The sequence below is a fragment of the Luteimonas gilva genome (assembly GCF_005239095.1).
Lineage (GTDB): Bacteria > Pseudomonadota > Gammaproteobacteria > Xanthomonadales > Xanthomonadaceae > Luteimonas_C > Luteimonas_C gilva.
Window position 1 is genome coordinate 1,290,783 of record NZ_SZUA01000001.1, and the last position, 12,285, is coordinate 1,303,067.

General features: G+C 62.2%; 10 protein-coding genes. 7 read left to right on the top strand and 3 right to left on the bottom strand.

What is annotated here, in order from left to right:
* The first annotated feature begins 89 nt into the window (after positions 1-89).
* Positions 90-998, top strand: coding sequence for a LysR substrate-binding domain-containing protein (locus FCE95_RS06085; protein WP_137266043.1), 909 nt, complete (start codon positions 90-92; stop codon positions 996-998).
* Between the two features lie 132 nt (positions 999-1,130).
* On the opposite strand, the gene FCE95_RS06090 is transcribed toward FCE95_RS06085, so the two are convergent.
* Together FCE95_RS06090 and FCE95_RS06095 are read right to left on the bottom strand one after the other, a co-directional pair.
* Positions 1,131-2,012: a DUF2785 domain-containing protein gene (locus FCE95_RS06090; protein ID WP_137266044.1), complete on the bottom strand. Its 882-nt coding sequence runs from the start codon at positions 2,010-2,012 to the stop codon at positions 1,131-1,133.
* 102 nt (positions 2,013-2,114) lie between these two features.
* Positions 2,115-2,465 carry a GFA family protein gene (locus FCE95_RS06095; RefSeq protein WP_137266045.1) on the bottom strand — a complete coding sequence of 117 codons (351 nt, stop codon included), beginning with the start codon at positions 2,463-2,465 and terminating at the stop codon, positions 2,115-2,117.
* 127 nt (positions 2,466-2,592) lie between these two features.
* Between FCE95_RS06095 and FCE95_RS06100 the strand changes: the two genes are divergently transcribed.
* The 6 genes from FCE95_RS06100 (at position 2,593) to FCE95_RS06125 (ending at position 10,610) form a co-directional block, all read left to right on the top strand.
* Positions 2,593-4,794, top strand: coding sequence for a M1 family metallopeptidase (locus tag FCE95_RS06100; RefSeq protein ID WP_223266792.1), 2,202 nt, complete (start codon positions 2,593-2,595; stop codon positions 4,792-4,794).
* On the top strand, positions 4,791-5,753 hold the full coding sequence (locus FCE95_RS06105; protein WP_137266047.1) for a hypothetical protein: 963 nt from the start codon (positions 4,791-4,793) through the stop codon (positions 5,751-5,753). Before FCE95_RS06100 ends, FCE95_RS06105 begins: the two co-directional genes overlap by 4 nt.
* 1 nt (position 5,754) lies before the next feature.
* Positions 5,755-7,575: a DUF885 domain-containing protein gene (locus FCE95_RS06110; protein ID WP_137266048.1), complete on the top strand. Its 1,821-nt coding sequence runs from the start codon at positions 5,755-5,757 to the stop codon at positions 7,573-7,575.
* 490 nt (positions 7,576-8,065) lie between these two features.
* Entirely contained in the window at positions 8,066-8,695 is a 630-nt protein-coding gene (locus tag FCE95_RS06115; protein WP_137266049.1) for a hypothetical protein, read from the top strand.
* Positions 8,696-8,766: 71 nt separating this feature from the next.
* Positions 8,767-10,011 (top strand): hypothetical protein, encoded by a 1,245-nt coding sequence (locus FCE95_RS06120; protein WP_137266050.1) that lies wholly within the window; start codon positions 8,767-8,769, stop codon positions 10,009-10,011.
* A gap of 65 nt (positions 10,012-10,076) precedes the next feature.
* Positions 10,077-10,610 (top strand): hypothetical protein, encoded by a 534-nt coding sequence (locus tag FCE95_RS06125; RefSeq protein WP_137266051.1) that lies wholly within the window; start codon positions 10,077-10,079, stop codon positions 10,608-10,610.
* Between the two features lie 29 nt (positions 10,611-10,639).
* Here the strand turns inward: FCE95_RS06125 and FCE95_RS06130 are convergent, their stop codons facing one another.
* The gene (locus FCE95_RS06130) at positions 10,640-12,277 is read right to left on the bottom strand and encodes a serine hydrolase (protein WP_137266052.1); all 1,638 of its coding nucleotides are present in this window, start codon (positions 12,275-12,277) and stop codon (positions 10,640-10,642) included.
* Positions 12,278-12,285: the final 8 nt, after the last annotated feature.

Consider the following 12,285-nt stretch of genomic DNA (forward strand, 5'->3'; position numbering starts at 1 on the left):
ACGGGGGTCTGGCCGCTATTTTCCGTTCCTCCGCAGGCCCCACAAGCGCATACTTTGCGGCCGAGCCGCAAATTATATTTGGGTCTTGTATGAGCCTCAGACCGAGCCTGCTCCCCGCCCTGGGCGTGTTCGCCGCGGCGGCCCGCCACCAGAATTTCGCGCATGCGGCCGAGGAACTGCATCTCACCGCCAGCGCGGTCAGCCACCACGTCCGCAAACTGGAAACTTCGATGGGCGTATCGCTGTTCCAGCGCCATGCCCGCGGCGTGACGCTGACCGGCGAGGGCCGCCTGCTGGCCGACGCCGCCGCCGCCGCGGTGACCGACCTGGAAGCCGTCGCGGCGTCGCTGGGCAATACCCGCGACGGCGGCCGCTTGCGGATCAACACCCTGCACTCTTTCGCTTATTGCTGGCTGCTGCCGCGATTGCCGAGGTTCCTCGCCGCGCATCCGCAAGTCAGGCTCAGCATCGACGCCGAATCGGCGCTGACGCGCTTCGACGAAGGCGGCCCCGACCTCGCAATCCGCCACGGCCCGGGCCATTGGCAAGGCTTGCGCGCGCACCATCTGATGGACGACGAATTGTTCCCGGTCGCTTCGCCCGCGCTGCCCGGCATCGAAGCGATCGCCGAACCGCGCCAAATCGCCGCGCTGCCGCTGCTGTCCGACAACGCTCTGCAAGGCTGGCGCGACTGGTTCCGCGCCGGCGGCCTGCGCGGCCTGCGCCTGCCCGACATGCATTTGTTCAGCGACAGCACCGACGTGATGCGCGCCGCGGTCTACGGCATCGGCGCGGCGCTCGCGCGCAAGCACATCGCGATGCCGTATCTGCAGCGCTACGAATTGGTGCGGCTGCCCGGACATTCTCTGAAGACGCGATTCGCGTATTACGCCGTGCACCCCGCGCATCGGCCGTTGACCGCGAATGCGGCGATGTTCGTCGATTGGCTGAAGCGCGAGGCGCAGGACGAGAACACGCCGCTACCCCCGGGTGCATGATCATCGCCGACGGGCGCGACGCTTGATCTTTGTAGAGTCGAGCCTGCTCGACTGCTTTTCGCCTTCCTTCGAGTGTTCCCGCGGTTGGAGGAAGAGCAGTCGAGCAGGCTCGACTCTACAAAAGCGGCGCGATCAGGGGACCTGTTTGAGGGCCGCCACGATCGCCGGCTTCAACTTCTTGATGCCCGCGTCCTCGCTCTGATCGGCACTGAGGTAAATGCTGGTGAAGAACGCCATCAAATCGTGCCGGCGCGCGAGCCAGCTCGCGTACTCCTCGCGCTTGAGCTTGCCGACCTTGGCTTCCAGAGCCACGAACCAGGCTTCCCACTCCGCATCCGACAGCAATCCGCGCTTGGCCGTGTACAGCACCGGCTGCGCCAAACGGCCGGGTTCGCCGTAGACGTAGGCGTGCGCGCCTTCCGGCACGACCTGCGCGGCGACGGCGGCGAGGATGCGGTCGTACTGCGCGCGTTCCAGCGCCGGATTCAAGGACAGTTGCATCAGCCAATCCGCGCCGTGCGCGACGCCGTGGCGCCAGCCTTCGCCTTCGATGTAGCCGCGGTAGTCGCGCACCGATTCCTCGTACGCCGCCGCGCGGTCGACCATCGCGACGCGTTCCTCGGGCGCCATCCAAGGTTTGATGCGGTCGGTGCGCGCCACTTCGGAAAGCACCAGCGCCGCGAACGGCTTGCGGAAGCCGCCTTTGTCGTCGCCGTCTAGCATCGCGTAAAGCTTGTCTCGCAATCCGCGTAGCGCATCGGCGTCGAAATCGCCGGCGCGCATCCAAGCGGTCAGGGCTTCGTAAGCAATGCCGTCGCGGATTTCCGGATCGGAATCGCCCAAGCAACCGAGCAGGCCGTCGGCCAGCTTCTGTTTTTCCGCCGCGTCCGGCAGCGCGAACTGCAACGTCTTCAACGCCTGCAGCGAGGTCTTGGTCTGGCCCGCGGGCGGGCATTCTTGGGCGAAGGCCGGCGCAGCCATCAAGCAGATCGACAGGAACAATGCGCGGCGCATGGCCTTCCCCCTTCCCGAAAGGCCTAGCGTAGGTGCGCGTATCGCGGCGGCGCAAGGGCCAACCGGTGCGGGCCTTTGCCTTTCGTAGGAGCGGATCGCCGCCTAGAACTTGGCGCCGTCCACGTGGACGATCTTGAGCTTGGCCAGATCCACGTCCGGCAAGCAACGCACGTTCACCGCCGCCGTCGCCTGCCCGGTCTTCGGATTCACGCCCTCGCTGAACGGCGCGATGCCGCAATTCGGGCAGAAATGGTGCGCCAGCTTTTCCTTGTTGAAATAGTAAGTCCGGTAATCGGATTCCGGCGTCTTCAAGGTCAGCGCTTCGCGCGGGAAGAAAGCGAGCAAGCCGCCGCGGCGGCGGCACATCGAGCAATTGCAGTCGATCGCATCGGTGACGTCCGCCTCGAGTTCGAACGCGATCCGCCCGCAATGGCAACTGCCCTGGTGCTTCATGCCCCGCCCCCGCCGGAAAGACGACAACGATAGCGCGATCGGCGTCCGGCCGCATCGCCCGACGGTCCTGCTTGCCGCGCCGCGACGGATGGCCCAGTCTCACCGGTTGCTCTCCTGGGGAACTACCATGCCGAGAATCCGAGCCTTGGCGGCGTTGGGCTTTTTGCTTTGCCTGCCCTTCGCCACCGCCGCCGCGAAGCAACCCGCCGCCGCGCCCGCCGCGCAGGCGAACGCCGGCTGCGCCGACATCCCGTTCGCCGCGGCGAACGCCGCCGCCGTCTCCGTGCCCAGCGCGCCCGACGCTTGGGGCGGACCGCGCAAGGGCGACGAAGCGACCTTGTCCGACCGGGTGGTCCGCTACGAGATCCAGGCGACGCTGGATCCGGCCAAGCACACCATCGACGGCAAGCAGAAGCTGACCTGGCGCAACCGCAGCGCGCAGCCGGTATGCGCGGTGTACCTGCATCTGTATCTGAACGCATTCGAGAGCGCGAACAGCACGTTCATGACCGAACAGCGCAATCTCAGCTTCGCGTTCCGCAGCGACGTGCCGATCGAAGACGGCGACTGGGGCTACAGCCGGCTGCAGAAAGTCCAGCAAGGCGGCCAGGCGGTGAAGTGGCGCTACGTGCAGCCCGACGGCGGCCCGTCCACCGATCGCACCGTGGTGCGCCTGGATCTGCCGCAGCCGGTCGCGCCGGGCGCCAGCACCACGCTGGACATCGACTTCTTCAACCAGCTGCCGCGGGTGACCGCGCGCACCGGTTACTACGGCACCTTCCATCTGGTCGCGCAGTGGTTCCCCAAGATCGGCGTGCTGGAAACGCCCGGCGAGCGCGGCGCGACCGCGCCGCGCTGGAACGTGCACGAATTCCATATGCACAGCGAGTTCTACGCCGATTTCGGCGAGTACGACGTGCGCATCACCGTGCCCAAGGACTACACCGTCGGCGCCACCGGCGAAGAGACGGGCGCGCCGGTCGAGCGCGACGGCAAGATCACGCGCCGTTTCGTCCAGGGCGACGTGCACGATTTCGCCTGGACCGCCGACAACCGCTACGCCAAGCCGCTGGACGGCACGTACGAAGGCCCCGGCAGCCCGAAGGTGAAGGTGCGGGTGCTGTATCACCCCGAGTACGAAAACAACGCGCAGCCCGCGTTGCAGGCCACGATCGATTCTTTGGCCTATTTCTCGCGCACGCTCGGCCCGTATCCGTACAAGACCGTGACCGTGGTGATCCCGCCGTTCAACGCGCAGGAAGCCGGCGGCATGGAATACCCAACTTTCTTCACCGCATCGAGCTACAAGAACGTCGATCCGGGCACGCTGACGCGCTACGCGCTGGATTTCGTCACCATCCACGAATTCGGCCACGGCTATTTCTACGGCATCCTGGCCTCGAACGAATTCGAAGAGCCGATGCTCGACGAAGGCCTGAACGAGTACTGGGACCAGCGCATGCTGCGCGAGCGCAAGCAGGGCCTGGATGTGACGACGCCGTTCCTGAAGAAGATCGGCTTCGCGCCGAACCTGGCCGGCTTCGACATGGAGCGGCTGGGCGCGATGAACGACGCGCCGGGCGACGCGCTGGGCCAGAATTCCTGGAACCGCATGTCCAGCCGCAGCTACGGCACCGTGTACGCGCGCACCGCGACGACGATGCACGATTTGGAGCAAGCGGTCGGCAAGGAAGCGCTGGAACGCGCGTTCAAGCTGTACTACGCGCGCTGGAAGTTCCGCCACCCCAGCATCGCCGATTTCCGCGAAGCGCTGATCGAAGGCACCGGCCAGCGCGCGACGGTCGAGCGCATCTTCGCCCAGCAGGTGTATTCCACCCGCAAGGTCGACGACAGCATCGCCCAGTTCTCCAGCAAAGAAGCGCTGCCGGTGCCCGGTTACGTCGAACGCGGCGGCAAGCGCATCGAACTGACCAGCGAAGCGCTGGACAAAGCGGTCGCCGACAAGCGCAAGGCCTGGAAAGAGAAGCATCCGAAGGCGAAGGAAGGCGAAGGCCCGTTCCCCTACCGCACCATGGTCTTGGTGAAGCGCGACGGCGCGGACGTGCCGCAGACGCTGCGGGTGACTTTCGCCGACGGCAGTTCCGAAACCGTGCGCTTCAGCGGCACTCAGCCTTGGCAACGCTTCAGTTGGACCAAGCGCAGCAAGGCCGTGTCCGCGCAGTTGGATCCGGACGGCAACATCAATCTGGACCGCAACAAGCTCGACAACGGCCGCACGCTCGAAAGCGACCGCTCCGCCACCCGGCGCTGGACCGGCGACGTCGCCGCCGCGCTGCAGACCCTCTTCGCCATGCTGGTGAGCCTATGAACTCCTCCGTACGCCGCGGCGGCCTCGCCGCACTGATGTCCGGCCTGCGCAGCGCCGCGCAGTGGCGCTTGCTGTTGTGGTGGCTGCTCGCCTTGTGGCTGCCGACGCTGTTGGTGGCCTTGCCGGTGTGGAGCGCGCTGCAAGGACTGTGGGGCGATTCGCCGCAGGCCGCCGCGATCGCCGCGGGCAAGAATCTGCCGCTGTTCGCGGACGCCATCGTCGGCCTGGACGAAAAGCTCGGCGGCATCAACGTCGCCGCTCTGTTCGCCTTCGCCGTCACCGTGCTGCTGTCGCCGTGGTTGGCCGGCATGGTCGTGGCTTCGATCCGCGCCGGCCGCAAGCTGCGCATGGGCGAATTGCTGCACGGCGGCTTCGCCGAATACGGCCGCATGTTCCGCACGCTGCTGTGGTCGATCCTGCCGCTGGCGATCGCCATCGGCGTGGGCATGGCCGCGATCCATCTGGGCACGCGCCACGAGGACAAGGCGATCCTGGAATCGGAAGTGGAGAACGGCAAGTTGGCCGGCCTGATCGTCTTGGCGATCCTGTTCGTGATCGCGCACATGACGGTCGAAGCCGGCCGCGGCTGGTTCGGCGCCGACGGCGGCTTGCGCTCGGCGATCAAAGCGTGGTGGCGCGGGACCAAGCTCGTCTTCCGGCGTCCGCTGGCCAGCTTGATCGTCTACTTGGGCACGAGTGTGTTCGGCTACGTTATCGCTGCCCTGATCGGATTGTGGCGCCTCAACGTCAACGGCGCCGGCATGGGCGGCTTCCTGCTTGGCGTGGTGTTGGCGCAGTCGGCGATCGTGTTCCTTGCCTGGGGCCGGATCGCACGCTTGTACGGCTTCGCCGATCTGGCCGGCGCGGTTTCCGTGGTCTCAGCCGCCGCGACCGGCGCGCCGACGACAAACACCGATGCCTTCCTGTCCATGCAGCAATCCGAACCGGCGAATCCCTGACATGCGCTATGCCCAACCTCTCTTACTCGCGGCCGCGTTGACCGCGGCCCTCGCCGCCTGCCAGGGCCAATCGCCGGCGCCTTCCGCGACGGACGCGAAACCGGCGGCGCAAACGCCGGCGACGTCCGAACAGGACGCGAAATTCGCCGACCTGTCCAAGCGCTGGCTCGACGGCTGGCTGCAGCTCAATCCCGTCGGCGCCACCCAGACCGGCGATCATCGTTTCGACGCCGAACTCGACGATCTCAGCGCCGCGGGCCGGCAGAAGGGTCTGGAATTCAGCCAACGCATGCTGGCCGAACTCGATGCGATCGACGCGTCCAAGCTGTCGCACGACAACCAGGTCGATGCGCTGATCCTGCGCAATCAGTTGCGCGGCGACATTTGGAGCACCGAAACCCTGCAGAGCTGGGCCTGGGATCCGCAGGCGTACAGCGGCCTGGCTGGCGGCGCCATCTATAGCCTGATGGCGCGCGAATTCGCGCCGATGCCCGAGCGCTTGAAATCCGCGACGGCGCGGATGGAGAAGATTCCGGCCTTGTTCGCGCAAGCGCGCGAGAACCTCGATCCGGCGCGCGTGCCGAAAATCCACGCCGAAACCGTCGCCAAGCAAAATAAGGGCGTGATCGACCTGATCGACCAGTTCATCGCGCCCAACGCGGCGCAATTGAGCGGCGAGGACCGCAAGCGGCTCGACGCCGCGGTCGCGGGCTTGCGCAAGGCCGTCGACGAGCAGCAGGCGTGGCTCGACAAGACCCTGGTGCCGAACGCGAAAGGCGATTTCCGCATCGGCCAGAAGCTGTACGACGAGAAGCTGCAGTTCTCGCTGAACTCCGCGCTGTCGCGCGCCGAAATCAAGCAGCGCGCCGAAGCCGAACTGGCGCGCGTGCGCGACGAGATGTACGCCGTCGCGCGGACCGTGCTGAAAGACAAGCCCGGCGCGCCGCCGACGCCGGACACGCCCAACGACGAACAACGCCAGAAAGCCATCGAAGCCGCGCTCGAGCTGGCTTACGCCGAACGGCCCGCGCGCGACCAGGTGGTCGATTTCGCCAAGCAGACTTTGGCCGACGCCACCGCCTTCACCCGCGCCAAGAATCTGGTCACCGTGCCGGACGATCCGGTCAAGATCATCCTGATGCCCGAATTCCAGCGCGGCGTCGCGGTGGCGTATTGCGATTCGCCTGGCCCGCTCGACAAGGGTTTGGACACTTATTACGCGATCTCGCCGATCCCGGACGACTGGAGCCAGGCGCAGGTCGATTCCTTCCTGCGCGAATACAACAGCCGGATGATCCATCTGCTGTCGATCCACGAGGCGATGCCTGGCCACTACCTGGAAGGCGCGCATTCGGTGAAGGCCGGCTCCACGCTGCGCGCGGTGCTGCGTTCGGGCTTGTTCGCCGAAGGTTGGGCGGTGTACACCGAAGACATGATGGCCGACGCCGGCTATCTGGATAACGATCCCCTGTTCCGGCTGGTGCAGTTGAAGTTCTACCTGCGCACCATCGCCAACGCGATCCTGGACCAAGGCGTGCACGTCGACGGCTGGAGCCGTGAGCAAGCGATGGAGCTGATGACCAAGCAGGCCTTCCAGCAGGAACGCGAAGCCGCTGGCAAGTGGGTGCGCGCGCAACTGACCTCGGCCCAGCTGCCGACCTATTTCGTCGGCGCGCAGGAGCAGTTCGACATGCGCAAAGCGGTCGAAGCCAAGCTGGGCAAGGACTTCGACCTGAAGGCCTACCACGACAAGGTGCTGTCCTACGGCGCGCCGCCGCCGCGGTTTGTGCGGGAGTTGATGTTGGATGAGCCGATCAAATAGGCGGGGCCAGCCGCAAACATCCCGCGGCTTCACGAAAATGCACGAACAAAAAGCCCCGGAAGGGGCTTTTTGTTTGGTCGTGCGGGCGGCATTCGCGATGTCGGCAGGCGTCAGCACGCTGAAGAAATGCTCTGCCTGCGTACCATCTAAATCCGGATGATTCGGACGGGCCGTTGGTGTGGATATACAGTGACCCGGTGGAAATCGGCCTGTTCGGTCCGCAAGCGGTACTGCTCAGGCGTGATCTGCATCGAGCTTCGCTGAATCGCCTAGGCTTGGGGACGGGCCGTTATGGCTGCAGAATTCCTGACGCCCGGTATTAGACGGTCTCCGTACCATATAACACCTTCAACATTGCACTGGACTGAGCTGGGCACAATCGATCCAAGCCCTGAATTTTTATAAGAATATTCTCATTGACCGACCAGCGGAGCCACGCCCAGAATCCGCGCTACATCCCACTATGGGATCTAATCCTAGTTAGATCTCTATGGACAATTCAGTGGATCATTTCGAGCTCCTAAAACAACAGCTTCCAACACTCGAAGCGATCCCTTCTGATCGAGGCGAGATCAGCTACTTTGCGCAAGAAGCATTGCGCTTCTATTCGATAGCGGGGACGCTTCGCGAGAATGACATGCTCAAGAACGCTTCGGCGGCTGAGCGTCAGATTTCGCACATCTTGGGAAGGTCGCTGCTTGAGGGCTTCTTCTGGCTCATCTATATCTTTGATGACTCATCCAAGCGAGCTGCTCGCTTCGAGGAGAAGATCAACGCCTTCAAAAGGGAGTACGGAAAATTCTGGAATGAGCCACTAATTCCGGACAAGGCAAGCTTGGAAACGGCGGATCCCAGCTGGGCTGCGCTCCCTCGCCCGAAAGACGTAAACAGCATGCTCGCCCAAGCCACGAACGATCATGGTGACAAGCTAAGCTATCTCTACTTCACGTACCGGGTTGCAAGCTTCGATACGCACGGAAACAGTATGGATGCGCTCTTCCAGGCCGTCTTTGGCAAGCCCTGCAACTTTGCTGCACTAGACTTCGTATTCGGCTTCGACCTCATAGCAAATCACTATCTGGTCATCATGGCCCAGTTGCATGACGCAGGAGAGATCTAACAGTTCGTTCAAGCCGACGCCACTTCGTGGCGCGGCTTAACTCAGGCGTTATCCGCTCAAGGGAAGTGCGAATGGACATTGAGGCGTTTAAGAAAAAGTACGCCTCGACGGAAGTCGAGAAAATAGAAGACGTTGATTACGTAGAAGATGAAGACGGCAACGAATTTCAGGTTGAAGTAACGTCTTACATTCTCAAGAACGTTCACAACTTAGATAAACTCGTTCTGAAAGTAGATCAGAGTGACTTCGACCGTCTCGACGCGATCATCTCCTCGAAGCCCGAACTCTTCAAAGAAATTCTTGGCGCGAGAGTTGGGAAGAACGCTGAAATCGTACTGGCGCGCATCCAAAGCCCATCTTTTGGAATCGGGCTTTATCGACCCGATAACGAACCAATCAAGATATCCACGCAGCATCGCGGCAAGGCCATATCGGTACACATATATATTGGCGGTCCTATAACGACCGACATGGGATTTCTCGCCAGCCGCATGATTGGCATCCCTAATATCTCTAGGCATGTCCTCGCCATGGTCAGCGGCCTGCCTGAGCACGGAAAATTTGAATCTGACGCAAGGCACGTTTTGCGTTCAGTTCTCTTTGATATCGAACTCACATACGGAATTGCGCTTGAGAGCGCGAACATTGAAACCCTAAGGCGGCGATCAACTGCGCCAAGACGCCCGCGAAGACCCATCCCTAAGGACGAGCTGCAGTTGATTGTTAAACCCTACATTCCAGAGCTGATTGAGTACTATCACACGGCAACACGCGTGGACTATGCGCCATTCAAGTTCATCTGTTACTTTCATATCCTTGAATATTTCATGGATAAGAGCGCACATCGACTAATATCAAAGCGCATTAAACAAATCATGATGCGCCCTGACTTTCATGTTAACCACTCGGAACATATGGCTGAGGCCATTAAAATTTTCCGAGCGGAGACAGAGAAAAACATGACCGATCGGATTAAGATCAATCGTGTCATATCAGAGTACGCACATAGAGAAGAGATCAAAGCCTTTCTTGAAAGGGAAAATCTGCTCGATCATTTCTCAAAAGAACAGACTCTCTCCGGACCAAAGGAACTGAAACTTCAGGCCGTGAACCTCGACTCAGAAACGCCCTTCTTTGAGTCGCTTACAAAGAGAATCTACGCGCTCAGATGCTCAATTGTGCACTCAAATCCTGACTTCGACGAATCAAAGGCCGTTCCGTTCCATCCGAGCGCCGCAAACATGGACCTACTCAGAACTGAAATTGAGCTCATGAAAGAACTAGCGCACAAAGTTATAGTCAACAGTGTCGAGTGATTGGCTAACAATTTGTTCAAGCCGACACCGCTTCGCAGCGCGGCTTAATTCAGGTGTTAGACCGCATGCCTGATGTTTCGCGAGATGTAAGAATCAAGATGCTGGCGGAGCGATCAAGCTACGTCGAAAACGTGCTTTGCCATGCCTTGGTGGCTGGCCTCTCATCATTACTCTGGCAGCGAGATCCAGAGCGTTCGCTCCAAGTCTTTAATTCTGAGGTTGATAACGCTGGTTTTGACGTCATCTTGGCGTGCGACAACCAACTCCGCTACGTCCAACTAAAGCAAGCTCATGCTGAAAAGACACCCTCGCATGTCTCCGTCCGCGCCCCATTTGCCCTACTCCCCGGAGCCTGCGTCGTTCTTATGTCGCATGGTCTAAATGATCTTTCACTCGCAAATTTCCGCTTCTACGGCGGAGCGAGTCCCATCGAACCAATGCCGGATATCGCCAGCTTTGCAGTATCGAAATCGCCTGGAAGACGTGCGCCTGACGGCACACGTAAAGTCCGCGAGAACTACCGCAATGTACGCGTTAGCCAGTTTCATGGCCCTCTCAACTGGCCGCAACTATTCGAGGCGCTGTTTCCTGCGGTCTAACAGTTCGCTCAAGCCGTGCCGAGAGCGAGCTAAGGCTTGGCGTCCTTTCCGACCGGCACCAACCGCAAATCCTGGAAATCGAAACTGAAGTCGGTCAGCGGCGACACCGGCTCCATGCGCGCTTCGCGGATCGCGCCGTCCGGCGTCAACGCGAAGCTGAGGAAAGCGTCCGCATTCAACGAACGGTCGCGCCACTTCACCAGGAACACGTCGTGCTGCCAGTGTTCCAGATCGCCGATCAACTGCGCGGTCTTGGAGAACTGGATCTGCAGGCCCTTGCCGCCCTGGCTCACCACGACGTCGCCGTACCACGGATCCCGATAGGTGCCCGCGTAATTCGTCAGCGGCAGCGACGGCTTCGACGAAGCGTCGCGCGCGGCCACGTGCTTTTTCCAATCCTCGTCGGCGCTGCCCTCCGACTTGGCGACCGCCTTGGCGTAAGCGCCGACCCAATCGGTCTTCGGCGCGCCCAACATCGCGTCCAGTGCGCGCAGCGTGACCGCGTTGAAGGCCGCACCGACTTCCTGGCTGGTCAGCACGATCACGCCGACCTTCTTGCCCGGCACCAAGGTCAGCCGCGAAACCATGCCCGGCCAGCCGCCCGTGTGCCAGACCAGTTTCTGGCCGCGGTAGTCGGACAAGTTCCAACCTTCGCCGTAGCCGAGGAAATTCGGCATCGCCGGCGCGAGCTCCGGCACCGACGCATCGCCGATCGGAATCGGGGTGATGATCGACCACATCTCCTTCTGCCGCTTGGCGCTGAACAGGCGTTTGGCGCCGTCGCCTTCGCCGGAAAGGACGCCGCCGTTCAATTGCAGGTTCATCCACTTGGTCAGATCGTGCACGCTGGAATAGATGCCGCCGGCCGCCGCCACGTTCGACCACGACATCATCGGCACCGGCTTGAGCTCGGTGAAGTTCGACTTGGCGTGGCCGATGGCGACGTTGTCGCCGGGCTTGATCGAATCGCTGTTGAAGCGCGTCGCATCCATGCCCAGCGGCCCGAAGATGCGGCTGCGCAGGAATTGCTCGTAGCTCTGGCCGCTGGCCTTCTCGATCACCAATTGCGCCACGCCGTACAAGATGTTGTCGTAGGCGTACTGGCTGCGGAAATTGCCCGTCAGCGGCACGTAGCGCAGGCGTTCGGCGATCTCACGGGTGCTGTAGGTGGTCGCCGGCCAGAACAGCAGGTCGCCGGCGCCCAGGCTCAGGCCGCTGCGGTGCACCAGCAGGTCGCGGATGCGCATCTCGCGGGTGACGTAAGGATCGGACATCTGGAACCAGGGCAGATGATCGATCACCCGGTCGTCCAGGCTCAGCTTCTTCTCGTCGGCCAGGATCGACAACGAAGCCGCGGTGAAGGCCTTGGTGTTGGAAGCGATCGCGAACAGCGTGTTCGCATCCACCGGCGCGTTCTTGCCCAGTTCGCGCACGCCGTAGCCGCGCTCGAGCACGATCTTGCCGTCCTGTACGATCGCCACCGCGATGCCCGGCACGTCGAATTGCTTGCGCACGCTTTCGACGTAAGCGTCGAAATCGTCGAGGTTCGCGATCGCCGACTGCGCGGTATCGGAGGCAGGCGCTTGCTGCGCCGCAGCGGCGCCGCAGAACGCAAGGGCGAGAAAAGCGAGGCAGGCGCCGCGCAGCGGCGTCGGTGCGAGGGTCATGCGGATTC

What these genes read in the sequence shown, in the direction of transcription:
- FCE95_RS06110 (WP_137266048.1), top strand. Translation starts at nt 5,755, where the DNA reads ATGCGCTATGCCCAACCTCTCTTACTCGCGGCCGCGTTGACCGCGGCC.
- FCE95_RS06120 (WP_137266050.1), top strand. Translation starts at nt 8,767, where the DNA reads ATGGACATTGAGGCGTTTAAGAAAAAGTACGCCTCGACGGAAGTCGAG.
- FCE95_RS06105 (WP_137266047.1), top strand. Translation starts at nt 4,791, where the DNA reads ATGAACTCCTCCGTACGCCGCGGCGGCCTCGCCGCACTGATGTCCGGC.
- FCE95_RS06085 (WP_137266043.1), top strand. Translation starts at nt 90, where the DNA reads ATGAGCCTCAGACCGAGCCTGCTCCCCGCCCTGGGCGTGTTCGCCGCG.
- FCE95_RS06130 (WP_137266052.1), bottom strand. Translation starts at nt 12,277, where the DNA reads ATGACCCTCGCACCGACGCCGCTGCGCGGCGCCTGCCTCGCTTTTCTC.
- FCE95_RS06100 (WP_223266792.1), top strand. Translation starts at nt 2,593, where the DNA reads ATGCCGAGAATCCGAGCCTTGGCGGCGTTGGGCTTTTTGCTTTGCCTG.
- FCE95_RS06095 (WP_137266045.1), bottom strand. Translation starts at nt 2,465, where the DNA reads ATGAAGCACCAGGGCAGTTGCCATTGCGGGCGGATCGCGTTCGAACTC.
- FCE95_RS06090 (WP_137266044.1), bottom strand. Translation starts at nt 2,012, where the DNA reads ATGCGCCGCGCATTGTTCCTGTCGATCTGCTTGATGGCTGCGCCGGCC.
- FCE95_RS06125 (WP_137266051.1), top strand. Translation starts at nt 10,077, where the DNA reads ATGCCTGATGTTTCGCGAGATGTAAGAATCAAGATGCTGGCGGAGCGA.
- FCE95_RS06115 (WP_137266049.1), top strand. Translation starts at nt 8,066, where the DNA reads ATGGACAATTCAGTGGATCATTTCGAGCTCCTAAAACAACAGCTTCCA.